General features: G+C 59.5%; 29 protein-coding genes and 2 pseudogenes. 14 read left to right on the top strand and 17 right to left on the bottom strand.

The window, feature by feature from the left end:
- Positions 1–97 precede the first annotated feature (97 nt).
- Positions 98–1,342, top strand: coding sequence for an OmpA family protein (locus IPP88_15740; GenBank protein MBL0124107.1), 1,245 nt, complete (start codon positions 98–100; stop codon positions 1,340–1,342).
- Positions 1,343–1,428: 86 nt separating this feature from the next.
- Here IPP88_15740 and IPP88_15735 read toward each other — a convergent pair whose 3' ends face one another.
- Positions 1,429–2,409: a YafY family transcriptional regulator gene (locus IPP88_15735; GenBank protein ID MBL0124106.1), complete on the bottom strand. Its 981-nt coding sequence runs from the start codon at positions 2,407–2,409 to the stop codon at positions 1,429–1,431.
- A gap of 84 nt (positions 2,410–2,493) precedes the next feature.
- Here IPP88_15735 and IPP88_15730 point away from each other — a divergent pair, with 84 nt between their 5' ends.
- The 3 genes from IPP88_15730 to IPP88_15720 are packed head-to-tail and all read left to right on the top strand — an operon-like array spanning position 2,494 to position 3,985.
- A complete protein-coding gene (locus IPP88_15730; GenBank protein ID MBL0124105.1) occupies positions 2,494–3,108 on the top strand; it encodes a DUF1579 domain-containing protein in 615 nt (204 codons plus the stop codon).
- On the top strand, positions 3,105–3,593 hold the full coding sequence (locus tag IPP88_15725) for a DUF1579 domain-containing protein (protein MBL0124104.1): 489 nt from the start codon (positions 3,105–3,107) through the stop codon (positions 3,591–3,593). Before IPP88_15730 ends, IPP88_15725 begins: the two co-directional genes overlap by 4 nt.
- 47 nt (positions 3,594–3,640) lie before the next feature.
- Positions 3,641–3,985 carry a cupin domain-containing protein gene (locus IPP88_15720; GenBank protein ID MBL0124103.1) on the top strand — a complete coding sequence of 115 codons (345 nt, stop codon included), beginning with the start codon at positions 3,641–3,643 and terminating at the stop codon, positions 3,983–3,985.
- Between the two features lie 78 nt (positions 3,986–4,063).
- Here the strand turns inward: IPP88_15720 and IPP88_15715 are convergent, their stop codons facing one another.
- The gene (locus tag IPP88_15715; GenBank protein ID MBL0124102.1) at positions 4,064–4,798 is read right to left on the bottom strand and encodes a protocatechuate 3,4-dioxygenase; all 735 of its coding nucleotides are present in this window, start codon (positions 4,796–4,798) and stop codon (positions 4,064–4,066) included.
- Between the two features lie 195 nt (positions 4,799–4,993).
- On the opposite strand from IPP88_15715, the gene IPP88_15710 reads away from it, so the two are divergent.
- On the top strand, positions 4,994–6,064 hold the full coding sequence (locus IPP88_15710) for a vanadium-dependent haloperoxidase (protein MBL0124101.1): 1,071 nt from the start codon (positions 4,994–4,996) through the stop codon (positions 6,062–6,064).
- A gap of 334 nt (positions 6,065–6,398) precedes the next feature.
- Here the strand turns inward: IPP88_15710 and IPP88_15705 are convergent, their stop codons facing one another.
- The 4 genes and pseudogenes from IPP88_15705 to IPP88_15690 form a co-directional block, all read right to left on the bottom strand.
- Positions 6,399–8,087, bottom strand: coding sequence for a hypothetical protein (locus IPP88_15705; GenBank protein ID MBL0124100.1), 1,689 nt, complete (start codon positions 8,085–8,087; stop codon positions 6,399–6,401).
- Between the two features lie 60 nt (positions 8,088–8,147).
- A complete protein-coding gene (locus IPP88_15700) occupies positions 8,148–8,672 on the bottom strand; it encodes a phage tail protein (protein MBL0124099.1) in 525 nt (174 codons plus the stop codon).
- Between the two features lie 7 nt (positions 8,673–8,679).
- Positions 8,680–9,186 (bottom strand): phage tail protein, encoded by a 507-nt coding sequence (locus IPP88_15695; GenBank protein MBL0124098.1) that lies wholly within the window; start codon positions 9,184–9,186, stop codon positions 8,680–8,682.
- 46 nt (positions 9,187–9,232) lie between these two features.
- Positions 9,233–9,723 (bottom strand): annotated as a pseudogene (locus IPP88_15690) (phage tail protein).
- A 226-nt stretch (positions 9,724–9,949) separates the two neighbouring features.
- Between IPP88_15690 and IPP88_15685 the strand changes: the two are divergent.
- On the top strand, positions 9,950–10,366 hold the full coding sequence (locus IPP88_15685) for a hypothetical protein (protein ID MBL0124097.1): 417 nt from the start codon (positions 9,950–9,952) through the stop codon (positions 10,364–10,366).
- On the opposite strand, the gene IPP88_15680 is transcribed toward IPP88_15685, so the two are convergent.
- Genes IPP88_15680 through IPP88_15665 form a run of 4 tightly spaced genes read right to left on the bottom strand, consistent with a single transcriptional unit; the run spans position 10,363 to position 13,042 of the window.
- Complete coding sequence (locus IPP88_15680; protein MBL0124096.1) at positions 10,363–10,869, bottom strand: GNAT family N-acetyltransferase; 507 nt, start codon at positions 10,867–10,869, stop codon at positions 10,363–10,365. The genes IPP88_15685 and IPP88_15680 overlap by 4 nt on opposite strands.
- Positions 10,870–10,909: 40 nt before the next feature.
- The gene (locus tag IPP88_15675) at positions 10,910–11,230 is read right to left on the bottom strand and encodes a hypothetical protein (GenBank protein MBL0124095.1); all 321 of its coding nucleotides are present in this window, start codon (positions 11,228–11,230) and stop codon (positions 10,910–10,912) included.
- A gap of 40 nt (positions 11,231–11,270) precedes the next feature.
- Complete coding sequence (locus tag IPP88_15670) at positions 11,271–12,242, bottom strand: sulfotransferase family protein (protein MBL0124094.1); 972 nt, start codon at positions 12,240–12,242, stop codon at positions 11,271–11,273.
- Complete coding sequence (locus IPP88_15665) at positions 12,242–13,042, bottom strand: aspartyl/asparaginyl beta-hydroxylase domain-containing protein (protein MBL0124093.1); 801 nt, start codon at positions 13,040–13,042, stop codon at positions 12,242–12,244. The genes IPP88_15670 and IPP88_15665 overlap by 1 nt, the downstream gene beginning before the upstream one ends.
- A gap of 500 nt (positions 13,043–13,542) precedes the next feature.
- Here IPP88_15665 and IPP88_15660 point away from each other — a divergent pair, with 500 nt between their 5' ends.
- The 3 genes from IPP88_15660 to IPP88_15650 all read left to right on the top strand — a co-directional run bounded on the left by IPP88_15660 (position 13,543) and on the right by IPP88_15650 (position 17,182).
- Positions 13,543–14,676, top strand: a complete 1,134-nt coding sequence (locus IPP88_15660; GenBank protein MBL0124092.1) for a beta-lactamase family protein — start codon at positions 13,543–13,545, stop codon at positions 14,674–14,676.
- A 151-nt stretch (positions 14,677–14,827) separates the two neighbouring features.
- Entirely contained in the window at positions 14,828–16,003 is a 1,176-nt protein-coding gene (locus IPP88_15655) for a beta-lactamase family protein (GenBank protein MBL0124091.1), read from the top strand.
- A 153-nt stretch (positions 16,004–16,156) separates the two neighbouring features.
- Positions 16,157–17,182, top strand: a complete 1,026-nt coding sequence (locus tag IPP88_15650; protein MBL0124090.1) for an alpha/beta fold hydrolase — start codon at positions 16,157–16,159, stop codon at positions 17,180–17,182.
- Between the two features lie 96 nt (positions 17,183–17,278).
- Here IPP88_15650 and IPP88_15645 read toward each other — a convergent pair.
- Positions 17,279–17,604, bottom strand: a pseudogene (locus IPP88_15645) (VapC toxin family PIN domain ribonuclease).
- 363 nt (positions 17,605–17,967) lie between these two features.
- Positions 17,968–21,090: a hypothetical protein gene (locus tag IPP88_15640; protein ID MBL0124089.1), complete on the bottom strand. Its 3,123-nt coding sequence runs from the start codon at positions 21,088–21,090 to the stop codon at positions 17,968–17,970.
- Between the two features lie 395 nt (positions 21,091–21,485).
- Between IPP88_15640 and IPP88_15635 the strand changes: the two genes are divergently transcribed.
- Together IPP88_15635 and IPP88_15630 are read left to right on the top strand one after the other, a co-directional pair.
- Complete coding sequence (locus IPP88_15635) at positions 21,486–22,061, top strand: hypothetical protein (GenBank protein MBL0124088.1); 576 nt, start codon at positions 21,486–21,488, stop codon at positions 22,059–22,061.
- A complete protein-coding gene (locus IPP88_15630) occupies positions 22,058–22,240 on the top strand; it encodes a hypothetical protein (GenBank protein ID MBL0124087.1) in 183 nt (60 codons plus the stop codon). Before IPP88_15635 ends, IPP88_15630 begins: the two co-directional genes overlap by 4 nt.
- Positions 22,241–22,600: 360 nt before the next feature.
- On the opposite strand, the gene IPP88_15625 is transcribed toward IPP88_15630, so the two are convergent.
- A complete protein-coding gene (locus IPP88_15625; GenBank protein ID MBL0124086.1) occupies positions 22,601–22,783 on the bottom strand; it encodes a hypothetical protein in 183 nt (60 codons plus the stop codon).
- Between the two features lie 23 nt (positions 22,784–22,806).
- Between IPP88_15625 and IPP88_15620 the strand changes: the two genes are divergently transcribed.
- Positions 22,807–23,154 (top strand): hypothetical protein, encoded by a 348-nt coding sequence (locus IPP88_15620; GenBank protein MBL0124085.1) that lies wholly within the window; start codon positions 22,807–22,809, stop codon positions 23,152–23,154.
- 239 nt (positions 23,155–23,393) lie between these two features.
- On the opposite strand, the gene IPP88_15615 is transcribed toward IPP88_15620, so the two are convergent.
- From IPP88_15615 to IPP88_15605, 3 genes are read right to left on the bottom strand one after another with little or no spacing between them, the layout of a single operon-like run.
- On the bottom strand, positions 23,394–23,675 hold the full coding sequence (locus IPP88_15615) for a hypothetical protein (GenBank protein MBL0124084.1): 282 nt from the start codon (positions 23,673–23,675) through the stop codon (positions 23,394–23,396).
- Complete coding sequence (locus IPP88_15610; protein MBL0124083.1) at positions 23,666–24,085, bottom strand: hypothetical protein; 420 nt, start codon at positions 24,083–24,085, stop codon at positions 23,666–23,668. The genes IPP88_15615 and IPP88_15610 overlap by 10 nt, the downstream gene beginning before the upstream one ends.
- Positions 24,082–24,543, bottom strand: a complete 462-nt coding sequence (locus IPP88_15605; protein ID MBL0124082.1) for a putative Ig domain-containing protein — start codon at positions 24,541–24,543, stop codon at positions 24,082–24,084. The genes IPP88_15610 and IPP88_15605 overlap by 4 nt, the downstream gene beginning before the upstream one ends.
- Positions 24,544–24,621: 78 nt before the next feature.
- Between IPP88_15605 and IPP88_15600 the strand changes: the two genes are divergently transcribed.
- Positions 24,622–24,861: a hypothetical protein gene (locus IPP88_15600; GenBank protein MBL0124081.1), complete on the top strand. Its 240-nt coding sequence runs from the start codon at positions 24,622–24,624 to the stop codon at positions 24,859–24,861.
- A gap of 120 nt (positions 24,862–24,981) precedes the next feature.
- Here IPP88_15600 and IPP88_15595 read toward each other — a convergent pair whose 3' ends face one another.
- Positions 24,982–25,242: a hypothetical protein gene (locus IPP88_15595; protein ID MBL0124080.1), complete on the bottom strand. Its 261-nt coding sequence runs from the start codon at positions 25,240–25,242 to the stop codon at positions 24,982–24,984.
- On the opposite strand from IPP88_15595, the gene IPP88_15590 reads away from it, so the two are divergent.
- Positions 25,233–25,496, top strand: a complete 264-nt coding sequence (locus IPP88_15590) for a hypothetical protein (protein MBL0124079.1) — start codon at positions 25,233–25,235, stop codon at positions 25,494–25,496. The genes IPP88_15595 and IPP88_15590 overlap by 10 nt on opposite strands.
- Positions 25,497–25,535 lie beyond the last annotated feature (39 nt).

The following is a 25,535-nucleotide window of genomic DNA, read 5'->3' as shown; positions in this document are numbered from 1 at the left end:
GCTCCTCATTTGCGCCAGTCTTCAATGTGGCTCGGCTTGCCGGTCGCCTCCGGGTACTCGACTTTCGCCATCTCCTCTTCAGGGCTAGAATTGCCACATGAGCCATATCAGCCACAAGCCGACCTCGCACATTCGATTTCGTTTCCTGCTGGCAATCTGCGTATTGCTGGCCGCGAGCAACTGTGTCCCTTCCGCCGCGGCGACCGAGCCTTCAGTGGATGAAATGGTCGATGCGCTGGTCGCGAAGCAAGCGCCGGGAACCGCCAGCGGCATTCGGATGCGAAGCCTCGGCAGCAAGCCAGCCGCGCCCGCCGCACCCGCGACGGGGCAGCTGAACTTATCCGTGCAGTTTGAATTTGCGTCGGCGAAAATCAGTGCGGAAAGCCGCGAGTTGTTGGCCAGGCTCGGTTCCGCGATGAACGCGCCCGCGCTCGCGGGACGGCGCTTTCGCATCGAGGGGCACACCGATGCGGTCGGTGATCCGCAGGTGAATCTGCGTTTGTCCGAGCAGCGCGCGCAGAATGTGAAGCAGTTTCTGGTGAGCAATGCCGGTGTGAACGTGGCGCGGCTAGCGGCGATTGGCAAAGGCAGCAGCGATCCGCGCGACAGTGCCAATCCGCATGCGATGGTGAATCGACGAGTTGTAGTGGTGGCACTGGATGATTCGGTATCGATTGGCAGCGCGTCACAGCCGTCGCAAGCAATTGACTCGCCAGCCGGGCCGAAAACCGGATCCGTGAAGGCCGGTGCCGTCCAGCGATTGCAAGGCGAAGTGTCGGTGACACGCGCCAACAAATCGATCGCGATTGGTTCAGGCGATGCATTGCGGGAGGGGGATACGATATCGACCGCTGCCGGTGCAACGGTGGTGGTGCAACTCGACGACGGCGCGAAGTTGCTGGTGCGACCCGGCACCAAAGTCATTTTGACGCGGGTCGAAAACGCGGGCGCATTCGACAAACTGAATCACTCCATCGAACTTGTGATCGGCGCGATCCGCTACGTGACCGGTTTGGTCGGCAAGTCCCGGCCGGACGCGGTGCGCTTCAAAACGCCTGTCGCCACCATTGGCATCCGCGGCACCGATTTCGATATCGTCCACGCGCCGGAGGCGAACAGCGCGCGGGAATTGGGCACCTATGTCCGCGTCAATACAGGCGGGATTGAACTCGCCGGTAGCGACGGGTCGAAGGTGTCGCTGGCCATGAATGAGCAGGCTTTCGCCGCGCCACAAGGGCCAAAACTGAGGGGCGGCGGTCGCGCGCCCGCGGCGATAAAACTGGAGGCGCCGGCTTCGGTGTTTGCCAGCGGCGAACTGGATTCACTGCTCGAGGCGCGATAACAGTTCCGCGGCAACGCAGAATGCTCCTTGCCCGTTTTTCCATTCAACGAAGAGCTGTCGCTTGGATCCTGCCAGATTGCGACGGGTCAATCGGCACGCGCAGCGTACAACGCCGCAGTCGCGTGAATCAGTTCCTGGATGCGGTCACGCAATCCGACGGGCGCCAGTACTTCAATATCCGCGCCGATACCGAGCAACTGGTGCGCCGCATGCTCGATCGATTCGATCGGCATATTGAGACGTGACCAGTTCTTTTTCCCGGCGTCGGCAGTGGCGAGGGCCGCGGCCTCGCTTACAGCCGCGCTGAGCGAGACGAGGCGTTTCATGCCGAGCGGGTTCACGCGAACCGTTGCGGTACCGCGGTAGATTTCCGCTTCGAACCGCTCGGTGGCGGCCTGCCAGAAGCTCGCCAAGTTGAATTTGCGGGGATAGCGAAACGTGCCGGGCTGCACATCCAGCTTTTGAATACTGGAGAGCCGGTAGGTGCGAGGCGGCTTGTTTGCATCGGCCAGCGCCGCCACATACCAGATACCCGCCTTGAGCACCAGGCCAAGCGGCTTGATGATGCGATCTTTCGTCCCGTTCCAGCTCTCGTAGCGAATCCGCAGCACGCGCTGATGCCAGACCGCGTTCGCCACCGCCTGCAAATGCACCGGCGGTGTGGCGGCACGATACCAATCGATGGGGTCGATGTGCAATCGCGCGCCGACGCGCAAGGCGTTCTCGCGCAGCGATATGGGAACCGCCGTTAGCATCTTGAGGCGCGCCGACGCCGAGGCGCTGCCCAATCCCAGTTCAGTGGCGGCGGCGGGAAGGCCTGCCAGAAACAGTGCCTGCGCTTCGGGTTGGGTGAGCCCGGTCAAATCGGTACTCCAACCCTCGCGTAGCTGAAAGCCGCCGTCTCGCCCGCGGTCTGACCACACCGGCACGCCCGCCGCCGAAAGCTGGTCGATATCGCGCAGGATAGTTCGCACCGACACCTCCAATTCGGCGGCAAGCACCGGCGCGCTCATGCGGCCGCGCGTCTGCAGCAACATCATGATCGACAGTAACCGGCTGGCACGCATTTTTCATCGTACCAGTAATACATGACATCCGGTGTCATGTATCGCGCTTTATGCTGCACGCTCACCAATCAAACGGGAGTCCGCATGCTGCATCCAAATGCAACCAACACATCTTTCTTTTCAATCCGCGCCGGCATCATTGCGGCCATTTTCATGGGAGCCGTTACCGTTATGTCCAGCCAATCTGCCGCAGCGAACAAAATTCCTGGTGCCTATCCTACCGAAGCGGAAGGATTTACCTTTCTCGACGGCAACTGGCGCGTGTCCAATCGAAAAATGAAAGAGCCGGGCAGCGGCCGCGAAGAATGGATCGAGTTTCAGACAAAGGCGAAATTCTTCACGCTGCTTGACGGGCTTGTCAGCGTGGAAGAGCTGCGAAACGACAAGGGCGAGCCATTCGGCAGTGCCATGCGGACCTTTGACCGCGAAAAACGCACCTGGTCCGACGCCTGGGTCTCGGCGGGCACGGGCGTGCTGCAACTGCCGGCACATGGCCGATTTGTCGACGGCGTCGGCACGTGGACTGCCTCGGAGGTCATCGACGGCAAGACCTTTCTTGCGCGCGGAGTATGGCGGCGTATCTCGAAAAACGAGGTGACGTGGGAGGCGCTCGACTCGCAAGATGGCGGGAAAACCTGGATGCTGACATGGAAGATGCGGTTCGAGCGCGTCGATGAAAATGGCAAGGCCGTCAAATGACGCCAACGACCCAATCAAGTGCCGGCGACTTCGATTTTTTCATCGGGCGCTGGCGCGTCGCGCACCGCAGGCTGAACTTGCGCCTCGTCGGTTGCAATGAGTGGATTGAATTCACGGGCACATCGGTCGTGCAGAAAATTCTGGGTGGCATCGGCAATCTCGACGACAACACGCTCGACCTGCCGGGCGGCGCTTACCGCGCGGTGACCCTGCGTTCGTTCAACGATGAAACCGGGCAATGGTCAATCTGGTGGCTCGATGGCCGGCATCCGGGCACACTCGACGCACCGGTTGTCGGGCATTTTGAAAAAGGCGTTGGCACGTTCTACGCGGACGACACGCTGGACGAACGGCCGATTCGGGTGCGTTTCCTGTGGACCATGCCTGAACCGGACAGGCCACGCTGGGAGCAGGCATTCTCTGTCGACGCTGGCGCAACATGGGAAACCAACTGGATCATGAATTTCGCGCGGGAACCGGATTGATCGGTTATGTGTAGAGTATCTGCATGGTTTTTCTGGAGAGAAATCGCATGGCTGGAACCGACTGGAAATTTTCGCTCGCGAGCGTGGAAGAGGCGATCGCCGCACGCACCGATGGCAAGCGCTTTGATTACCCTTTGCGCCATGGAAGCATGCGCGTGGGCCTGTACGCGCCGCGCGGCCAGGATGCGCAACAGCCGCATACGCAGGACGAGCTCTACATCATTGTCAGCGGATCCGGCGAATTTGTGAAGGGCGATGAGCGGCGCACATTCAAAGCCAATGATGTTCTGTTTGTCGAAGCGGGCGTCGTCCATCGTTTCGAAAACTTCACGGACGATTTTTCGACATGGGTTGTATTCTGGGGGCCGGAGGGCGGAGAAGCGACCGCATGAATTAGCCTCCGCCGGTACGCGATCCCGCCATGCTCTTCAATGCCGGGCAGCGACATCGAGGCTACGTGTGCGCCCCCATCATCCCGACGCCAGCACGATATCCCACAGCGCCACCAGTGCATTGCTTTCCTGCTGCCCCGACGGCTTGCCATATCGAGAAATGAGGGTCTTTCTGGATTCTGGCGAGCGGCGCTTCAACAGGCCGTCCGTGTCGTTTCTCGCGTCGCCCTCGAAATACATCTGCGTGATCAAGCGGGTATTTTTCCCCGTCACGTCGAAATGAATGTGCGCGGTGCGGCCTTCGTATGCGCCCGGCTTGATGGTTTTGAAACCATAGCTGCCATCGGCACCGGCGCGGATTTTGGCGTAGCCCTGAAAATTGGGATCGAGCGGTGCGCGGTTGTTGTCGCCAGGGTGCGCGTAGCGTCCGAAGGCATTGGCCTGCCAGAGTTCGATCACCGCATCGGCGACCGGCTCGCCACGCGTATTCAGCACGCGGCCACTCACATACAACAGTTGCCCCTGCGCGCGGCCGTCTCTTCCCGCCACAACGGTGAGATCAAAGTCCTGGTCGGCGGGAACGGTGAGGGGGTAGAACGGCCCGAGTGCATCTTCCGCGGTTTGGCGCAGCTCGGGCTTCTTGCCGAACGCAGGTGCGATGCCACCTGTGAGTGCTGCGCCGGCCCATGCCATTGATGCAGCGAGGACGCCGCGCCGCGTGATGCGGGATGCCTGCAGTCCGGCTGCCTGCGGCACGTGAAAAGCGTGCTGGTGTCCGGATTCTTCCTCCGTTGCAGCGGTCGGTGTCAGCATGGCGACTCCTCGGAATGGCGTGGCTCACGGTACGTCAAATGAAACTAGCACTTGGCGCAAAGATCAGCCCACATACTCGACTGGCAATGGTCGAGAGTCGTTACGCTGCTGTCAGCATAAATGATTTCTGGTCGAGCCGGTCGGGAAATTGACCTACATCAAAAATGCGCCCAAGATACGCAAGATATTTTTTTGATGGCGAATACGCAGGTGGCCGTTTATGAAGCAGTCAATGCGATTACCAAGCGCCATGCGCCATTCCGCACCAGCATTGAAGCGGCACCTGGCGCATCGGTGGACGCAGCCGTTGCAGCGGCGACGCGCGGAATTCTTTCCAAGTCCGTGCCGGCACAACTGGCCGCTACCGAGGCCGCATACCAGACCGCGCTGGCGCTGGTGCCCGAAAGCGCGGCCAAGACCGACGGCATTACCGTCGGTGAAAAAGCGGCCGCTGCCGTTCTTGCGCTGCGGGCGAGCGACGCCACTGCCTTTTCCATCCCCGATGCTTACCGGCCACACACCACCGCGGGTCACTATGTGCCAACCATCATTCCGGTTGCGCAAGCTGTGGCTTTGCGCAAGCCGTGGGTCATGACCAGCCCGCAGCAATTTCGGCCCGGTCCGCCGCCGGCGTTAAACAGTGAAACCTGGGCACGGGATTTCAACGAGGTCAAGGCAATGGGCGGGGCCAACAGTACCCAGCGCACCAAGGAGCAAACCGACATTGCGCGATTCTGGGAGGCGACCATGCCGGTGATCTATTGGCCCATTGTGCGCTCTGTTGCCGTAGCACCCGGTCACGACGTGACGCACAACGCGCGACTGCTGGCCGCCGCCGGCGTGGCAATGGATGATTCGATGATCGCCATATTCGACGCCAAGTACACCTACAACTTCTGGCGCCCGATTACCGCGATCCGCAATGCCGACATCGACGGTAACGACGCCACCACGCGCGACGCCGGCTGGACACCGTTCATCGATACGCCGATGCATCCGGAGTACCCTTGCGCGCACTGCATTGTCTGCGGCTCGCTTAGCGGCGTGCTTGAAGCGGAGATCGGTAACGGGCCCACGCCGCCAATCACCACCAGCAGCCCGACGGCGGCGGGCGCCACACGCACATGGACACGCCTCGGCGATCTTGTGATGGAAGTACAACTGGCGCGCATCTACGACGGCGTGCACTACCGGACTTCCGGACAAGTCGGCGCCGCGATGGGAAAGCAGATTGGCGAGTTGGCGGCGAAGGCATTTTTCAAATGAATGCTGGGCCCATGCGCTGTCGCAGGTGCCAGGAACAAGCGGAAAGGAAAATTACGTGCGCCTGTGTGAAGATTCAAGAAATATCGACCGCACGGTAGTGGTCGTCTACGCCCACGGTCATCTCAGGGGACGAAAGCATCCCGGGACAAGTCACTTCTTCATTCCATCGACCGCGCGGTTTCGGTCACGCAGCGTTCCTTGTGCCGATCTTTTCCGGCAGCCAGCATCAGTACCGATACGCGGACGCGTTTGACGAATCAGTTCACAATGTCGCCGCAGATATGGCGCACCGGGGGCAACCTGCTCTGCCAGAGTGGCAGTGCAAATCTCACTATTACGGTGCCAACACCAATCCCGACCGCGCCTTGACCGCGGAGATATCGGCAGGGTCTATCGTGCCCGACACATTGACATCCATCTTGAAGCTGGATGCGCTTGCAGCCAAGCCCAATCGTGATTTGATACCGCTGATGTCGCTCGCGTTGACCGCGCGCGAGCTGTTGATGTCGCCCACCAGGAATCCCATCGAAACCGGAATTGTCGACACGAGACTGCCCGCGGTATTGAGCGTAACGGTGCCGCGCTTATTGTCGGGAATGCCGGTGAGAGTGACGATGATTTCATTGTTGTTGCCGGGGTTCACGACGGTTGCCGCGTTACCGATGGGAAGCGCGTTCGAACCGACGACACTGGCGGTTCCCGGCAGGCCGAGAGGCCCGTTGAACTGGTATACGATCTGGTGTCCCGAACCAATGCTGCGTGGTTCTACCGTCAGACTGCCATTTATTGGCGCGGTGCGATCAACGAGAAGATCGCGGTCAATTCCGCCATGGCGTTTGCGTGATTGCACCGCGGCGAGGCGGATGGATTCGGTGGCGCCTGCGTCGCAGGTTGTTGCGCCGACCTGTCGGAGCACACCGCGCTGGTCGCGCGCGAGGGCGGCGCCAAGGTCATCCACGCACGATGCGAGCGGCACAAATGCCAATGCGGGCGACGTCGCGCCGGGCAGCAGAGTCTGTGTCGGGCCGCCGTTTGCGGCGAGCGGACCGAGCAGCGGGTTGGTACCGTTGGCTGCATCGGTCGGAGCGTACGGCGTGCCCGCAGAGCGATTGGTGACGATGTTGTAGCCGAGCGAAGCAATGGGCGCGGTGAGCGGCTGGAAAATGTCGATGTCGTCCGGCGTATAGCCGGCAGCCGCGATCACGCCGCCGGAGACAATTGAATTTCGTAGCGAGAGCGAGGTGCCGGCAATGCTCGCCTGATGAATATCGCCGCCGGCAATTCCGGCATTGTTACCCGCCACGGTACTATTGACGAGCTTCAACGCGCCGTTCGCAAAATAGACGCCGCCGCCGGTCATGCCCAGCGCGCCAGCGTTCGCGCTGTTGCCGGTGATGGTGGAATTCACAATGGTGACCGATGCCGCCGTGCCGACAAGGCTGGTGCTGAGAATCGCGCCACCGCCAATGCCCGCAAAATCGCTTATCGAATTACCGGAGAGCTGGCTGTTCCTGATCTTGAGTTGCCCCGTAGCGCCACTGACGCTCTCGTTGTAGATCGCGCCACCTCCGTCGTACGCAACATTCGCTTTCAATGCCACGCTGTCGAGCGTAAGCGAACCGGTGTTGCTGATGGCGCCGCCGCGCAACGCAACGCTGTTGGCCAGACCGTTTTGCAGCGTCATGCCGGAAATGGTGACGATCGAGGAAACATTGAAAATGCGCGTCGCGTTGTTGCCGGAAATGGTGAGCAAATTCGCGCCGGGACCGGTGATAGTGATTGGGACGGCAATGCTGATGGGGCTGGCCAACACGATGGTGCCAGTGGGTGTGAACACAATCGTATCGGTGGCCAAGGCGGCACCCACGGTGGCACGCAGCGAACCCGCGCCTGCGTCGTTGAGGTTGGTGACGGTGAGCGTGGTGGCAATTGCCGGACTGCCCATCACACCCATCACGCCCAGCGCGATCAAACCCAGGACGCCAAAAAAAGTATTGAATCCTATCGGGCTGCGTTGCGTCATGTTGGCTTCCGGCAAATGTTGTTCAGGTTTGCGTTTGCAACGCGCGATGCTGACGCGCACTCAATTGCGCGACGGGTAAATACCTTGCAGCGCGATACAGAAATTGATGGCCAGATACGGCTGCATATTGTTGTGCGGGAGACCCTGCCCGGTTGGTGTCACCGCTGCTGCGTTCATCAATGTCGCGGCACCGCTGCTGGCGTAGGCAGAATCAGCGGGCTTGGCCAGCACGTTTCCGGTCGCGTTGGCGCGATCTGCCGTTCCGTCGGCGGCTGCTGCCACGATGACGCCGTGGGAATGTGCGGGCAACTGATTCGCGAGCAGGGTGACCGTTGCCGATCCGCCCACCTCGCCCAATACGCGGGGTGTCCGGCCCGGCCCGGAACCTGGATGCATGACGGCGCGCCCCTGGAGATTCGGCAGCCCAAAATTTGTCGTCCCATTGCCGCCATAGGTCGTGCCGAGCAGCGAAAACAAAGCCGTGTTCTGCGCGATGGCCAATATTTGCCCGTTACAAAATGCATTGCCCTTCGGAGGGAAGTTACACCCGAACATCCTGATTTCAGCGACAAATGGAGAAGCCATCGTGATCCTAGTTTCGGGAAGGAAAGATGCCTTCCAACGCGATGATGAACGTCACCGTCGCATAAGGCATCATGTTGTCGTGTGGCTGTGGGCTAACGAAGCTGGTAATTCCCTGTTGCAGTGTTCCGGTGAGCGGCGCAACGCGATTGCTCGCGTATTGCTGCGGCCCGCCCGACGCAAACCAGGCGTCCGCGGGCGAAGTTGTTTTGGTACCGCCCGCACCGGCGCGCAGGTCATGGGGGTGTGGCGGAATCTGCGTGGCGGCCAAGGTGACATTTTCGCTACCGCCGGCGCTGCCGATATTGTTGGTACTATTTTGGTGAATCGGAATACGCCCGCGCATGTCCGGCAAGGCGAAAGTATTTTGCCCATCGCCACCGTAGGTTGTGCCGATCAGGTTGAACAACACACTATTTTCTGCGATCGAGAGCAGGGCTCCGTCACAGCGCGCAAATCCCCGTGGCGCGAAATCTCCGCCGAACATTCTGATTTCACCAACAAAAACACTCGCCATGGCATTTAGTCTTTCTCAATCGTGAAGCTGGGGCAAAGGTCGATGGTTAGTTGCGCGACGGAAAAATACCCGTCAAGGCAATACAAAAATTGACCACCAGATACGGTTGCAGGTTGGCGTGTGGCTGTCCGCCCCCGCGTTTTGCACGAGACCGGCTTTCATCGCGACCGGTTGTACCGCACCGCTTCGGTAAGGCTGATGCGCGCTTGTAGCCGGCAACGCGCCTTCCGGTCCGATTGCGGTAGCGGGCGCCGCGGCGGTTGTCGCCACAACGCTGTGGTTGTGCAATGGCAATTCTGCCAACGTGAGCGCGTGATTCGCCTCACCACCAATACTGCCCTGCGGAATGTTGCCGAAAACGCTGGCGCCGAAATGCAGTGGCGTGCGATCCCGAAGATTCGGCAGCCCGAAGGTCGTGATGCCATTGCCGCCGTAGGTCGTGCCCAGCAATGAGAACAAGGCTTGATTTTGATTTATTGGCAGAAGCTGGCCATTCGCAAAGGCCCAGCCTCGCGGTGCGAAGTTAAACGCAAACATCTTGATTTCGCCGATAAATGGTGTCGCCACGGTATTTCCTATTTGGCAGGAGTTTGATCCTGTACGATCACGCGATGCATCGAGACTGGTGAATAATACATTGCGTTATTCTGCTTTGGCAGAATAATTCAATTATCCTTCGATAGTATACTTTGAGCGGTATTTCAGGATTTAAAGCAATGCAATTTCGTCATGTCGTTCTTGTTTGTCACAAAGGGCTTCCAACATGAGTCACGCAAACGTACTCAAGCGTCGCCGCTTCCTGGCTGCCGCCACGTCGCTGGGTGCGGCGACGGCTGTGCCGAATTTCGCTCGTGCGGCGGCCATTGAAAACGCCGGATTGAAGGCGTCGGATTTTCGTGGCGCCCTGAATACGGAGTTTCGCGCGACCGCCTTGTCGCAACCAGATTTGCGTGTTTCCGTGCTGACGCTCACCGACGTAAGCGCGGCGAGGCATCCGCACCCGAGCCTCGATAAATCGACCGCACACGAATTCGCGTTCTCACTCAAGTTTGACGCAAAGGCAAAAGGGCTCTCTCAAGATACATATTTGCTGAGTCACCCGGCGCTGGGCGATTTTGCGGCGCTGCTGGTGCCGACGAGAGCCGGCAATTTCCTGCGCGCGGAGTTCCATCGCCTTTAGTCGCGCGAGGGCAGCCTGCGCATTTCCAGGTAAATGTCGCCTCTTTCCAGTTCGACAAAACCCAGTCGCTCATAAAGGCGCCGCGCGGGATTGTCCGCTTCAACGTGCAACCGCATTTCGCGCCCCTGCAAATCCGCCTGCCCGATGACGTCGGACAAGATCGTTGAACCAATGCCCTTGCGGCGATGTGATGCGGCAATCGTGATGTCCATCAGGATGAGCAGGCCATCGAAGGTTGAAAGATACATGCGCCCGATGACGACATCGTCCAGGCAGATCGCCCACGGTTCAAAATCGGCGTAATGGTTGCGATAGTGCTGGTCCTGCAGCGTGTACTGCGAATCGCAAAACGCCTGTTTTTCCGCGTCAGGCCAATGGGTACCGCGCAACTCCGGCGCCCGGACCTCTGCATACAGCCCGCGAAAAATGGGTTCGTCAGCAGTTTCCATCTGCCGCAAGAGAACGCCGTCCAAAGAGAACGCGGGCCGATAGAGCTTAGTCATGTCAACTGGCCTGCATGCACGCAAACTATCGATCGCGCGCTTAATCGTGCTCGGTGGACCGGGATACGCAGACTTCGTATTGGACACATTCACCGTTCTTGCCAACCGGCACGGTGAACAGGGGCAGCTCACCGAAATTTGCGTGCGCGAAAATGTAAGTCCCCTGCGGCAGCAATGCCGCGGCGGCACCCTGAAACAACAGGGAAAACTGCTCGAATCCCGGCGGCGCCGGACGATTCTTTACTTCCGTGAGCGTGAATGGCTGGCTGCTCTCAGGCTGACCAGCCATTGATACCGAGAACACGCTGTTGAGCGCGCCCTCGAAGCCACTTTTTTTCAGCTTTTCAGCGTCCAGTTCCACGCAACGTCTCCTGCATATTTGTTTTTGAGCGCAATCGAGTCTATCCGGTGCGAAGTCGTTCGAGCGCAAGGTAGTGCGGTGTTGCCCACTTGTCCACGAATGCACGCAAACGCGGCGTCGCTTCGCGCTGCTTGCTTTCTGCGTCGCTCACAAACTCGAAGTAGGGATTCTTCGCGTCCCACTTCGCGGCTTGCTGCATCGTTTGGCGGCTCGCTGGAACATCGTTCACCCCGAACAGAGTGGCGAGATCGCTCCACATCGACACGGGCAGCTGATTGTAATGCACCGCATGGCCATTGGCGTGCGTGAGCATTTGCACGGCCTGCGCGAGGATCTGGCCGAGCACGCGGGCGATGTATTCCTCCTCGCTCATTGCGGCTGCTTCGTTCGGGTCGATCAGGAATTGTGCCGGTCCGACGATGCCGGGCACCATGTACGAGCCGCGCTGACGGACTTGCGAGACGGCGATTTCAAGCGGATCGCGGTAGAGAAAAATCCACGGGGTATCCGGAAACGCCTGGCGAAGCACGGGCAACTCAAAAATGTCCCACGCATCGAGCTTGATCACGAATGCGTTCTCGCCCGCGCGCGGCTGCGCGAGCGCGATCACAAGCGCGCGCACGTACGCGACCTGCTGCGGCGCGGTAAGCCCGGCCATGAAGTAGTGCGCCCGCAGGAGCGAATCGAGCATGGGTGGCTCAGAGATGACGATGTGTGATGGCAGCGCCGCCAGCATTTGCGACATCAGCGTTGAGCCGCAACGTGACGCGTGAAAAATAAATGCTGTGGGCGCCACGCCGGGATGCGCCGCCGCCCACGACACCATTTCATCCGCGGATGTCTCGCGTCGGAACGCCTGGTTGAATGGCAGACGCATGGCGATGGCCACGCTATCGCGAAAAAACGGTTCGCGCAGCTTCTGTTCGCCGAAGTAGGCCCAGTCGATGAATATCTCACCGCCACGAAAGAATGAGCGCACGGGAATCCAGCCATGGAAATCGAGCCGATGCATCAAACCATCCATTGCGAAAGCCACGTTTGCCGGCCGCGCGACATTGCGGAGGCGACATCATCCCGGCTGAAGTGAAATCCGTTCAGTTCGCCGATCGTCACTGCGGTCTGTGTGAATACGTCCTTGTCCGTGCAACCGATGAGGCGCTGCTCCAGGCCGGGATCTGCCCACACGCGTTCGCGGAAGGCGAAAAATTGATCCTGGCCCGAAGGGGTGATGGCTTCGCGCACCGGTATGTCGCCGCGCGCGATTTGCTCGCGCAGCCAATCGTTGACTTCGCAATCGATCACCAGGTGAATGCGTGCGATCGGGCTGGCATTGCGCACGCGGTGGGGCCGCGAAAGATCGAGATACCAGCATTCACCCGCCTCCATCATCACGCGCTGGTCGTCAACATAAAACTCCACCAGCGGATGCGTCAGGAGTGGAACATGTAGTCGCGCTTCACCCTGTTCGAAGCGCAGATCATCGTCGCGGTGTTCGCGAATATGCGAGCCCGGGGCAAGGCGGAGCAGGCGCACGTCCCGCAGCGGACAGCAAAATTGGCGCAACGCCGCCTGGATCGCCGGGCACGTTTCCAGCAGCGGCGTATCGACGATCGTCGCGCGCCGGGTCGGATCGGAAAATAGCCGCGTCGCATCGCCATCGATCGCTCGCAACGCGACGCCCTGCCAGCCGCCGTCGTGGTAAGCGGTGTTGAAGTGGCGGGCCCATTGCGCAGGGGCGATGCTATTGGCTTCGCGCAATAGCAGCTCGCTTGGAAAATGTAAATCCAGGCGGGTAAATGCGGAGGAAGACATGTGGATTTGTGTAGAGGGGAAACCAGAGACGGATGCCAGATCGCGAGCGTAGCACGGGCATATACGGCAAACAATTCACCGCGAAATATCACGCAGAACGCCATTTGGTGAGGCTTGCAGAGACATTTAGGCCTGGGAGCCGCGCCAGCGCTGGGGTTTTGCCGGAATTTCGGTGCCATCACCAACCTGGAACTTGTTTTCGCCGCACCACGAGCGTGGGAAAGATCACGCTAACTCCCTCAACCTATAACTTGTCCGCAAATAAGGCGCGATGCCTGGCTTGCCCTTTTTGCCTCACTCTGCACTGCGTTTTCTTGCAATAGCTCGCTATTGCCGCGAAAAACACGCCTTGCTTGAGACAAAAATTGTTGCGTCATGCATTCGCGCTTATTTGCGGACAAGTTCTCATTGCGTCGCCCGTCGCAAGCGTCTCGACAATTGCCGTGGACTGGCTCACTCTGTCGGTCGAGCGGACTCGCTCAAACCCAAGGGAATGAATCGTGATCCATCCACCCCGTTTTCTTTTTCAGCCGGTTATTGTTTTCGCCAGCCTGCTGGCCGGTTGCGCGTACACACCTGAGGCACCATCCACTGCGCCGGCATTCTCGGACGTCGGCCCGCGCATGGAGGCAAGCTTGAAGCGGCACAACGCGGCAGCCGTCGGCATTGCGATCATCAGGGACGGCAGGATCACCTGGACCGGGACGTTCGGTGAACAGTCGCCCGGGGTACCGGCGACGGCGGCGACAATGTTCAACGTTGCTTCACTCGCCAAACCGGTCACCGCGGAAGTCACCATGCGACTGGTGTCGGCCGGAGTGATATCGCTCGACGAGCCGATGTCCGCACATTGGATTGATCCTGATATCGCCAACGACCCGCGCCAAAAGCTGCTCACGCCGCGCATTGCGCTCAGCCATCAGACCGGTTTTTCCAACTGGCGTTTTCAAAACAAGGACAAGAAACTTGCGTTCACCGCCGAACCCCGCAGTGGCTTCACCTATTCTGGCGAAGGCTATGAATATTTACGCCGCTATCTCGAAAAGAAGACCGGCAAGGGCTTTGAATCGCTGGTTGAAGAAACCGTATTCGCGCCCGCCGGCATGAAGAGTGCCGCATTCAGCGAACGGAGCTGGATGAAAGGCCGCACTGCGATGCCGATGGACCGCGACGGCGCGTTCAAGCCCGCGGATCTTGCCAGGGAGGGAAAACCGAACGCGGCGGACAACCTGTTCGTGACCACGGGCGACTACGCGACGTTCATCATCAGCGTCATCAACCAGGAAGGGCTGACGCCAGCCGTTGCAGCCGAGCGACTGCGCCGACAAGTCGACATCCCCGCACCGGCCGCCTGTAAACCGAATATCGATCAAGTAGCGATTGCGGGCTGCCCGGACGTCACCGAATTCGGTCTCGGGTGGATTACCTATCGATTCGGCGACCGCGCCATTCTCTCCAATACCGGCAACGACTGGGGAGAATTCGCGATCGTCTACATCGAGCCCGCCACCCGCGACGGCCTGGTGATTTTCGTGAACGGCGGAAACGGTGTGCCGGTCGCGATGGATGCGATGGCGATGGTGGATCCGCTGTCACTGGTGGCCGCTTTTGGCCGGGCGCAGAGGGGGAAGTGATGAAATCACGGTAACAAGAGGAAGCCGCGTTACTCGTTTTCAATACAATTGAAGCTGACCTCTTTCGATCAGGAGTACCACCACAATGCCGGCAACATCGCAAAACGAGTCTCCTCCGCGAAACTTGGTGCTTGTTTCGCGCATTTCGCTCATGACGCTGATCGTAACGTCGTGCGCCACGCTGGCTCCGCCCGCCGTCACGCCGTTTGCCCGGATTGATGCAATCGACACCACCGTGCAGGCGGCCATGTCTGCCACGGGCGCGCGTGGGCTGGCGGTGGCTGTGGTGGACAATGGAAAGGTGGTTTTTCGCAAGGCATACGGCGTTCGCAATGCCGTAAACGAGCCGCTGTTGAACGATACCGTGATGTATGGCGCATCTCTTACCAAATCCGCCTTCGCGTATCTGGTGATGCAACTGGTCGATGAAGGCCGGCTCGATCTGGATCGACCAATTGCGGACTATTTACCGCAGCCACTACCCAGCTACTCGAGTGCGGCCGACGCGCGCGCCTATGCGCCATGGGCGGGGCTGGAGGGCGATGAGCGCTGGCGCAAAATCACCGCGCGCATTTTGTTGACGCATAGCGCGGGCTTTGCCAATTTTGCCTTTCTTGAGCCCGATGGAAAACTGCGCATGCATTTTGACCCCGGCGCACGCTATGCGTATTCGGGCGCGGGAATACTGCTCCTGCAGTTTGTGCTGGAGCGCGGCCTGGGACTCGATGTCGGTGCCGAAATGAATCGCCGCATTTTCGCGCCCAACGGCATGACGCGCACCAGCCTGATATGGCGCGCCGACTTCCGGCCAAACCTCGCCGATGGCTTTGGCATCGATGGCAAAGTGGAGCCGCATGACGAGCGCAGCCGTGTGCGCACCGCCGGCTCGATGGACACGACGATCAACGACGTCGCGCAACTCGCGGCAAGCTATGTGCGCGGCGACCGTTTGAGCGCCGCCGCGCGCGCGGAAATGGTGCGCCCGCAATTGCCGATCACAACCCCCACCCAGTTTCCCAGCCTTCAGTCACAACCCGCCACCGCACACATCCCTGAACTGTCCGCCGCATTGGGCGTCATCGCCTTCAGCGGACCACAAGGCCCCGGATTTTTCAAAGGTGGGCACAACGACACCACCGCCAATACGTGGGTCTGCGTGGAAGCGGGAAAACGTTGCGTGGTGATCTTGTCGAACGACGTGCGCGCAGAGCCCGCCTTTCCGGCGATCGTTCGTTCGATCATTGGTGAAGCAGGCGTTCCGTGGACATGGGAATACGGCGCGATACCTTTCTGGGATGCGACGTCGATTCTGCCGACGCGCAAATAGCCAACAAAAGTGGGCAGCATTTTTTGTTTACAAAAAAATGACGCTGACGCGAATGGCACTACTTTTGTACTGTCGCCCCGGAGTGAGTCCGGGGCGACAGATTCCAAGTAGTGCCATGGTGTTACGCTCCCGTTGTTTACCTAAAGCCTCACCATGAAAAAATTCCTGCGCTTCCTTCGTATCAGCCTGCTGACCTTGCTCGGCCTAATCGCTCTGGCCGCCGCGCTGTTCGCATACTTCATCTACTCGCCCGACCCGGCGCCGCCGCCACTCTCCGGCACGCTGAGCAAGGGCGCCATCGAGGTCGGCGGGCTCAAGCGGACTTACCTCACCTACGTCCCGCGCGGGCTGCCGAAGGGCGCGCCGCTGGTGCTGGTGATGCACGGCTCGGGTGAACACGCGGCGGAAATTCGAATCGGGACGGGGCATGGCTTCGAGCGCCTGGCCGACGAACATGGTTTTGTTGTCGTCTATCCCAATGCATACACCTTCGATTGGAACGACTGCAGCAAAGTCGGTGATTTCCGCGTGAACGGGGCCGCGGTCGACGACGTCGGGTTCCTGAATGCGCTGGTCGACAAGCTCATCACCGAAATCGATGTCGACCGTCGCCGCGTGTTTGCGACAGGCGTATCAGCGGGCGGCTTCATGTCGATGCGTCTTGCGCTGGAAGCGCCCTCGCGATTCCGTGCGGTGGCAGCGGTCGCGGCTAACGTACCGGCGCCGGAAAATTTCAAATGCACACCGCAAGGCCAAGGCACGTCCGTCATGATCATGAACGGCACCCGCGACCCCCTGGTCCCGTTCGCGGGCGGAGAGGTTAATCTCCTCGGCTTGTTTTACAAAGGCGGCAATGTCCGCTCGTCGCGAGAGTCAGCTCAATATTTTGCAAACCGCAACCAACTCGCCGGCACGCCCGCAACGACTCAGACCACGGTGGCCGATGGTGTAAGCGTGGAGCAGGTTCTCTGGAAGAAAGACGCTAAAAACAAGGACAGCAAAGACAAGGACGCCAAAGACATCGACCCCATCGTGGAAGTGGAACTCGTTGCCATTCACGGCGGGGGACATGGCCTCCCGCAACCGTACTGGCGCCGTCCGCGACTATTGGGCCCGTCTCCCATGGCGCCGAACGGACCGGAAATGATCTGGGCGTTCTTTGCACGGCAGCGGCCATGAGCCATTCACCACGACGCTGCATTGCGATAAACGCCACCGACACGACACAGTTACTTGCAGTTCCATGGCCCTGGACTCAAACGCATGAAAGGTACTTCAAACCCGATATGGATGCCGAACGCCCGGCAGCTTGGCATCGAAGTCCTTACTGTTTCGCGTCACCAGCATTAAACCAGTTTCAAGTGACGTCGCGAGAATAATGGCATCCGGCAATTTCAGGTTACGTTCGCGGCCGTGACCCTTCGGCGATCGGCTCCCTGAGACGGAAGCTGAGAAACGCGCGCGTTGTATCACCCAGCCCGTCCCCCCCCCCCGGTGACGATGCTGATGGCGCGCGACTCGTAGAGGTCAAGCTCTTTCTTGGCCGCGGCAATGCCGTTCAAATAGTCGATAAGGATGTTGGTATCAAATAGCGCCTTCATGCGGGCGACTCATCCCCCCCAATTTTTCTGCCCGCAGACCCCGTTGCGCTGCCCCGGCCGCGAAACATGTTTGCGCTGTTCAAGCTCACGTAGTGCAGCAAGTTGTGACTCTGGCAAATCGATAATGGTGCGCATGTATTGACCCGCATAGCATGATGACTGATAACGTCATCTACCCTAGTGTCACGTTTGCGGGGCACCGCCCACCCCCCCCCCCGGCCGGCGCAACTTGTTTTGAACAAATATGAGTCCGGGCCCCTCAATCCCTCTTATCCCGATTGCCCTTGATTGGCGTGGCGGCATGCAGGTATTGACGCAGGCGAAACGCGTGCCCTTCTGGCAGACACCAGGGTGATCAACCCATCACGGATTGACCCGCCAGATAACCATTTCCGAGTTGTTCGCGGCGTTGCGGCTGTTTCCCGTCACCACTATCCGGCCGCTGGAATCGATTTTCAGGCTGCGCCCGGCGTCAGTGGCGCCCATACCACCGGCAGTACCTGCATACACCACGAATCCGGTGCCATTGAAGCTCGTGTCCAGCGAGCCGTTGGCTGTGAAGCGCCACAGCACCATGTCGTAGTCGCCGACCGCGTTCAAGCTAAGTCCGGTCGCATAAATCCGGCCTGTGCTGTCGATCACACCCGCGTAACCGTCGTCGTGGCCATTGCCGCCGGCCGCGCTGTGGTGTGTGACCATGCCCGTGCCATTGAAGCTGGTATCGAGCGACCCATTGCTGTTGAAGCGCCAAATTGCCAGATCGCCATCGAGGCTATTCGCGACCGGGACGTTCCGGCCGATGACGACAATACGGCCAGTCGAATCGACGGAAATGGTGCTGCCTACACTGTTCCTCTCGCTCGTCCCGCCGTTCGGACTGACGTAGGTGAAGTAGCCTGTGCCGTTGAACGTGGTATCCAGCGTGCCATCGGCGTTGTAGCGCCATACCGTCATGTCACTGGCGCCGTTCGCGTTGACGCTGCCACCCGTCAGGAGGATGCGGCCACTTCCGTCGATGGCGATGCCTTGTGCGACATCTTCGCCATTTCCGCCAGCGGCGCCACCATGGGTCGCGTAGCCGACTGCGTTGAAGGAGGTGTCCAGATCACCGCTGACAATATTTCGGCTAACTGCCAAGTCCCAACTGGTGCCATTCCAGGCGATTCCACCGATGACGATGCGGTCGCTGGCATCGATCGTGACACCGTAGCCGATGCTCTGCATCTGACCAAAAGGAAAGTTGGCGACACCGACACCGTTGAAAGTCGTGTCGCGGGTTCCGTCCGGGTTGTAGCGCCAGACGACTGTCGTCCACACCCCATTGTTGAGGTCGGTCAGAGTGTATGAGGCGACCACGATGCGGCCTAGCGAATCAATCGCGACACCCACACCCTCGTTTATCGCCGCACCGTTCCAGGAGATTCCCACTTCAGTGAGAACGCCCGTGCCGTTGAAGGTGGTGTCAAGCGTACCGTTGGCGTTGTAGCGCCACAGCGCGATGTTTGAACTTCCCGTGCTGTCGGTGCTGTATCCGCTCACCACCATGCGGCCACTCGCATCGATGGCAATGGACTGGCCCACGTCGGCACCATTGCCGCCCGCGGCATTGCCATGGACAATAAACCCGCCGTTGCCGAAGCTTGTATCAAGACTTCCGCTGGCACCCGCAATGCCGCAAATGACGTTCACATTGCTCACGTTCGCATTGCCAATTGTGCCGCTGCCATTGCTCATGAAGCACGCCTGCCCCGCTGGATGGGTCAGCACAATCACGCCATAGGCTGCGCCGTTGGCCAGCGCACTGGTAAAGGTGAATGCGCCGTTCGCGCTCAGCGTCAAATTGTTGCCGCCTCTACTACGCAGCACGACGGTTTTGCCTGCACCCAATCCGCTGAGCGTGCCGCCGACGGTATAGCCCGGCGTGTTGGAGGCTGCCGCAAAAACGGAATAGGCAGTCGCCGGATTGGTTCCGGCGGATAAGTTCGTGACAAGGCCATTTTTCCAGATTCTGGCAGCGTTCGAAAATGTCACACCGTTTTGCTCATAGCCGGCAACAAAGACGTCGGTTCCGAAGGCGAAAACAGAAGTCGCATCGAAGTGGTTTGTCCCGCTGGATAGCGCCGTGGCGACACCATTTTTCCACATCTTGGCAACACGCTTGCCGCCAATGATTTCAGAGCCCGCAACATAGACATCCGCACCGGCGACAAAAACAGAGGAGGCATTTCCATCACTGGCGGGTGTGGTCAGATTTGTCGCCACACCATTTTTCCAGACCTTGGCCTCAAAGGTGTTTCCGTTGTTCTCACTACCGGCAACATATACGTCAGCGCCGGAGACATAAACCGAACGGAGATCTATCTGTCTCGTCCCATTGCTGATAATTGTGGCGACACCGTTTTTCCAGATTTTGGCAACGTTGTAAGTCCCATTGAATTCATAGCCCGCAACATAAACATCGGCGCCTGAAACAAAAACGGAATAGGCGTTTGCGTCATTCGTTCCGCCCGACAAACTTGTGGCCACGGCGTTTTTCCAGACCTTGGCGACATTGTTCGTTGCGCTGCCTTCAAAGCCCGCAACATATACATCCGCGCCGGAGACAAAAATGGAAACAACCCTTGCATTGAATGTTCCATTGGTTAGCGGTGTCGCTACGCCATTTTTCCAAACCTTGGCCACGAATACGCTGCCATTGAATTCACGGCCGGCAACATATACGTCGGCACCGGATACATGCACAGCAGTGGCTTCTGCGTTATTGGTTCCATCTGTCAGCGCAGTGGCGATCCCGTTTTTCCAGACTTTGGCGACATCGCTTGTTCCATTGTTTTCAAAACCGGCAACATACACATCCGTCAACGTAATGGCCTGTGCCGATGCGAGCGAACGGCCATTGCGCGCCTTGACCGCCGCAATATCGGCGGCGTTGATGACGCCCGAGCCGTTGAGATCGAACCCGTAATTGTTGGCTGCGATACTGGCTGCCTGCCCTGACCGGGTTTTGACCGCACTGATATCGGCCGCGCTGACGTTATAGCTGTTGTTCGTGTCGCCGAGCAGGAAGCCGACCGACACTTGTGTATCGAGGGTGCCGTTCACGCCATTGAGCAGGATGGTGACGCGACCCGCGTCGGCGACATTGCTGAGGGCGACGATGACCGTGCTGCCGGATGCCTGCGCGGTGGCGCTACCGGCTGTGGCACCGAATGCGTCGATCACCGACGCACTGCCTGCCGTGGCAATCGTTTCGTCAAACTGAAACACGATGGCGTGACCGGAATTGATGGCGCGCGGTTCCACCGTGATTGCGCCGCTGATGGCGGCGTTGCGGTCGATTACGCGATCCGCGTTGCCGACGACGCCGGTGTGTGCTTTGCGCGACACCACGCCGGTCACTGTCAATGCGCTCGCATCGAGCGAGGCAAGCATCGCAACAAAACTGACACTTGAGATGACCGCGCAAATTATTGATTTTAGGCGCACGCTGCTTCTCCACAGTGTAATGAGCCGACTAACAAGGCAAACAATGTGCCAGCATCCCTTTAGCCGCTACGCGCGGCAATTTTCAGCAAAAACACGCGTCGAATTGTCGCCGCGCAACGACAGGCCTGCCGCAATTGATCAGGAAATATTCACCGGGGCAGCGGGCTGAAGTGGACTTTCGTGACAATTGGGCCTGTCGCCGATGGCGCCGAACGGACCAGCGATGAGCTTGGAATTTTTCGCGGAAATATTTGAAGCGCGTCGCATGATCAACCTTCGCACGTTGAAGTTGAATCCGCCACTAATTGATATTTCCGGTTGGCAAGGCAATACTGCCAAACGTCCACCGCCATTCAAAACGCTGAACGATCGCGGAGAGGGAAAGGAAAGGCTCAATGAAGTCCGTCTGTGTCAGGAGAGTCGGGCTGTGCCTGCTGCTACTGGGCACGCTTACCGGCGCCCAAGCGCTTACAGTCGATTTCAAATCGGTCACATTGAGCGCGGAGCAACGCGCATCCTTGAAACGCTTTCTGGCGGACTCGTCGCCTGCCCTGTCCTTTGACTGGAATTCCCTCGAGGCGCACTCCCATTCCATCGAACGCGAGCGCCATCCATTGTCGGTCTCGTTGAGCACCGTGCCGGCATTGACGGCGGCAGGACTCTGCCGAGGCGAACAACACCATTTCTATTTTGACGCCGCAGCGGGGAAAGGGAATGGAAAAGGGAATGGGACAGGGACAGGGGCGGCGAAAGGGAAGGGGCGCTGGCATGCGAACGACGACTTGACCAGCCTTCAGGCGTGGGCCCCACAAGGCGGTGCTTGCACTGTGGTCTCCTCGTCGATTGATGTCGGCAAGTCATTATCCGACGCGGAATTCCTGTTCATCGAACGAGAAAAGCACGCGCTGCGGAGCAGGGCCGCGCAAGTCATTGGGGGAGCGATTGCGCGCGCGTCCGGTACTGCGAGGTGACACTTCGTCGCATCAATCGAGTACGTGAGGAAAGTCCGTCCCGCATATCCCGAACCCTCACCAAGCTCACCTTTACGCCGCTGAAACCCGGCCCCGCGTGCCTGTATGTGATGGAGGTTTCGTTTGTCGGGCCGCTGAATGATCTGGTGCCGCTCGGCGCAAGTTGTCCGTTGCCATAGAGTTCGGAGCCAAAGCAGCGAGGGTCAATATTCCCGGGGCGACAGATATTGAGGTAAATAGAAGTTCCCAATGGCCATCACGCCGAGTCTTTTCCCGCGCAGGCAACGTGACCCGCGTCACGCTCGCCCGCCGTTGGCTATGTCGTCTCTGGACATGGGAAGCCTCAGTGTTTGATCCAATACTGTTCGCCTTGCCAAATTTGTACCCCTCGCCCTAATCCTTCGAGTGCCTCAGGACAGGGTACGCTTCGCGTATCGAAGGGCTTCCGGCGCGAATGCCCTTCGATCTCCGGGCGAACGGGAATACTGTGTGCCACTAATAATGGAAAGCACAACAATTCCCCCTCAACTCCGCCCGATTCAGACAAGCACAACCTGCGACCGCATGCTGTAGAGCACAAATAAAACCTCTTCCTGCTCCCGCTGACCGACATTGTTTTTCTTCAGCGCATCCAGGGCATTGTCCAGCGTTGCCATGAACTCCGTGGGGGAAATATTCATGCCTTTGTGCGCGGACAATATATCCTTGCCCTTTGTAAACATCGGGGCCGCCTGTTCCGGAAATCATGAAGGTGGCCGCCGCATTTTTAACCCGTGGAATATCGCTTTTGGCGAAGCGTGGGGATGTCGCTTTATTGGCCATTCGGGCCGTGGTCGGTTTCTTTTCATTTGCCGTGAGGAATATCGACCACGGCCCCTTTGATTGCCGTTTGATTGCTTTTCTCCGGGTACTGACGGACTTCATTGGGTCTCGCCTTTCCGACTTCTCGATCGTTCAACGTGTTGAATGGCGGTGGAAGTTGGGCCGAATTGCCTTCCAGCCGAAAACATCAAATTATCAATGCATCCGAATCATCAATTGGAGAAATAGAACGGACCCGGCTCACAGTATTCTGAAGGCATATCGCGCCTAGGACATGGATCTATTGCGCGGCCGACAATGACTCCCTTCGCGCAGAAAAAAATGGGCAAACTCTATAACCAACGCGCCTTCGCAGGCAGAAAAAGCCAGCAAGCCGCACCAGTGCTAGAGTTTGGCAATATGCGTTTACGCGTGCCGCTGGCGCTTAACCCTGCAGCGAGCGTGTGCTGACGGCGAACAATGCATCGAGGTCGACACGGCAAGCGCGGCATCTCGATTCGTCTCGGCGCTTCACGGCAACGACAACCCCGAGCGCGCCTTGACCGCCGAAATATCCGAGGCGTTGATACTTCCGCTCGCATTCAAGTCGAACTTGAAATTCAGCGAGGTTGTTGCTTGAGCTGATCGCGATTTGACCGAGCCAAGATCGCTCGAATTGACCGACCGCGTATTGTTGACATCGCCGACCAGAAAGCCGATGGCGGCAGGTGGCGGGTTCACCGAACCATTGACGTTGGCCAGCGTAACGACAACGCGCTGGTTATCGGCCACGCCAGTCAGTGTTACCAGCACCTCATTGCCCACCGCGGTGGCCGCCACCGCACCAACCGTGGTGCTCGCGGCCCCGCGTTCGCAACCGGGCCGTTGAACTGGAACACGATGGTGTGGCCGCTGCCAATGACACGCGGCTCGACCGTCACCAAGGGCGCGATGAGGGTTGTATTGATGGGCAGGTCAAATGGTCCCACGCCGGTGTGCGTTTTACGCGAATGCACCGCGGTAAAGGCCGGGTTGATGACCACATTCGCATTGGCCGACGCGCTTGGGTAGGTGAGGTCACCTGGTTGGGTGGCGGTGAGGGCACAGGTGCCGACGCCGACGAGGGTGAGTTGATTGCCTGAAACAGTGCAGATGCCGGCCGCGCTGCTGGTGGAAAAGATGAATGCGGTCAGGCCGCTGGATGCGGTGGCCGTCAGCGTCACCGGGCCGGCGCCCAACGACATCGGCGAGGCGGGGCTGAAGGTGACGGTCTGGCCCGGTTGATCGTCACCGCATAGGCGGTCGCACCGATGAAGCCGTTCGCGTCGGTGGCGGCAATGGTGAAGTTAAAGGTGCCGACTGCGGTGAGTATGCCGCTCAACTGCCCGCCGCTGGAAAGCGTCAGACCGCCAGGCAGCATACCGGCCGACAACGCAAAAGTGTAGGCAACCGTCCCGCCGCTGGCGGCGAGGGTTTGGCTGTAGGCAGCGCCGACAGCACCGCCCGGCAGCGTTGGAGGAGCGACGGCGATAACGGGAGGGGTGACAAATTGGCCACCGCTCAGGGTGCCGCTGCTCACGTCATTGTTGGCGTCGCCGCTGTAATCGGCGGTGATCACGCGCGTACCGAGAGTTGCGATTGTCGTCGTGCATTGCGCGAAGTTGACGCCGGGTCTTTGCACCGCAACCGCCGATGGGGTCCCGCCGCTCTTGAAGTTGCGGGTACTGGTGGGTGATGCACCGCTGACGACGGCAGGAAGGTGACGGCGCTAAAGGCTGTGACCGGATTGGCGCTGCTGCCGACGGCCGTGGTCGTGGAGATCTTGCTCGTAACGTGCGTGAAGGCTGGCGAGGTCGCACCCTACATTATCTGCATCGCCGCTATACACCGCAGTGATCGACAGGCCCCGGCCTGCAGCGTGCTGGTCGTGCAACAATGCGCTATTGCTGGTGACGGGCCTGCGCGCCGCAGCCGGTGGATGACGGTGGCGCCCGCCTGAAGTTCAAGCTTCCTGTTGTCGAGGAAACCACCGGTCAAGGTCGCCGTGAAGGTGACGCTGGTGCCGTTGTTGAAGCACCGTGCGGTGTGACGGCAACGGTGGGAGTTGCCCGATTGATAGTCAAGGAAAGTCCTTCGCCGTGCTGTCGAATGAATCGGTGACGGTCACCGTAAACGTCGACGTGCCTGGTGAAGGCGGGCCAGACAAAAGCCCGGCAGGCGACAGCGTCAATCCGCCCGGCAAGGTGCCGGCGGTGCGGGCAAGCGAAATTGTCCCGGCAGCACTCGTCACGGCGAGTTGCTGGCTGTAGGCGCTGCCGACAGTCCCGGCCGGCAGCGGTGAGCCGTGGTGATCACCGGGGATTGACCGCCATGAACGCAAAGGCGATCGGCGCGCCGATCATCGAGCTAGTACCGCCCATGCCGGCGCCTGACGTATTTATTGACGTGCCTTCCATCGCGTCAACGGCGAACAGTGAGACGATGTTTCTTACCTGGCTGCAGCCCGGTCAGGGTCGCGGCAAAGGGGCCTGTTCCGGTGGCTGCGGTATAGATGCCTTGTGCATCGTTTTGCCGGTGGTACACGGTGCGGACCGAAGGATCATTCGGCGCATAGGCGCCACTGACCGTCAGTGAAAGCGATGGCGCGGTCAGGGGGTGTAGTGACCGTCCCGC

The sequence above is a fragment of the Betaproteobacteria bacterium genome (genome assembly GCA_016720925.1).
Taxonomy (GTDB): Bacteria; Pseudomonadota; Gammaproteobacteria; order Burkholderiales; family Usitatibacteraceae; genus UKL13-2.
This window is presented reverse-complemented; position numbering and strand designations above follow the sequence as displayed.

Excerpts from the sequence above, each read along its gene's own strand:
- IPP88_15670 (MBL0124094.1), bottom strand. The coding sequence starts at position 12,242 with ATGCATCGGCTCGATTTCCATGGCTGGATTCCCGTGCGCTCATTCTTT.
- IPP88_15730 (MBL0124105.1), top strand. The coding sequence starts at position 2,494 with ATGCTGCATCCAAATGCAACCAACACATCTTTCTTTTCAATCCGCGCC.
- IPP88_15625 (MBL0124086.1), bottom strand. The coding sequence starts at position 22,783 with ATGTTTACAAAGGGCAAGGATATATTGTCCGCGCACAAAGGCATGAAT.
- IPP88_15650 (MBL0124090.1), top strand. The coding sequence starts at position 16,157 with ATGAAAAAATTCCTGCGCTTCCTTCGTATCAGCCTGCTGACCTTGCTC.
- IPP88_15680 (MBL0124096.1), bottom strand. The coding sequence starts at position 10,869 with ATGACTAAGCTCTATCGGCCCGCGTTCTCTTTGGACGGCGTTCTCTTG.
- IPP88_15740 (MBL0124107.1), top strand. The coding sequence starts at position 98 with ATGAGCCATATCAGCCACAAGCCGACCTCGCACATTCGATTTCGTTTC.
- IPP88_15635 (MBL0124088.1), top strand. The coding sequence starts at position 21,486 with ATGAAGTCCGTCTGTGTCAGGAGAGTCGGGCTGTGCCTGCTGCTACTG.
- IPP88_15685 (MBL0124097.1), top strand. The coding sequence starts at position 9,950 with ATGAGTCACGCAAACGTACTCAAGCGTCGCCGCTTCCTGGCTGCCGCC.
- IPP88_15705 (MBL0124100.1), bottom strand. The coding sequence starts at position 8,087 with ATGACGCAACGCAGCCCGATAGGATTCAATACTTTTTTTGGCGTCCTG.
- IPP88_15695 (MBL0124098.1), bottom strand. The coding sequence starts at position 9,186 with ATGGCGAGTGTTTTTGTTGGTGAAATCAGAATGTTCGGCGGAGATTTC.
- IPP88_15655 (MBL0124091.1), top strand. The coding sequence starts at position 14,828 with ATGACGCTGATCGTAACGTCGTGCGCCACGCTGGCTCCGCCCGCCGTC.
- IPP88_15735 (MBL0124106.1), bottom strand. The coding sequence starts at position 2,409 with ATGCGTGCCAGCCGGTTACTGTCGATCATGATGTTGCTGCAGACGCGC.
- IPP88_15590 (MBL0124079.1), top strand. The coding sequence starts at position 25,233 with ATGAACGCAAAGGCGATCGGCGCGCCGATCATCGAGCTAGTACCGCCC.
- IPP88_15715 (MBL0124102.1), bottom strand. The coding sequence starts at position 4,798 with ATGCTGACACCGACCGCTGCAACGGAGGAAGAATCCGGACACCAGCAC.
- IPP88_15720 (MBL0124103.1), top strand. The coding sequence starts at position 3,641 with ATGGCTGGAACCGACTGGAAATTTTCGCTCGCGAGCGTGGAAGAGGCG.
- IPP88_15665 (MBL0124093.1), bottom strand. The coding sequence starts at position 13,042 with ATGTCTTCCTCCGCATTTACCCGCCTGGATTTACATTTTCCAAGCGAG.
- IPP88_15725 (MBL0124104.1), top strand. The coding sequence starts at position 3,105 with ATGACGCCAACGACCCAATCAAGTGCCGGCGACTTCGATTTTTTCATC.
- IPP88_15700 (MBL0124099.1), bottom strand. The coding sequence starts at position 8,672 with ATGGCTTCTCCATTTGTCGCTGAAATCAGGATGTTCGGGTGTAACTTC.
- IPP88_15620 (MBL0124085.1), top strand. The coding sequence starts at position 22,807 with ATGAAGGTGGCCGCCGCATTTTTAACCCGTGGAATATCGCTTTTGGCG.
- IPP88_15710 (MBL0124101.1), top strand. The coding sequence starts at position 4,994 with ATGGCGAATACGCAGGTGGCCGTTTATGAAGCAGTCAATGCGATTACC.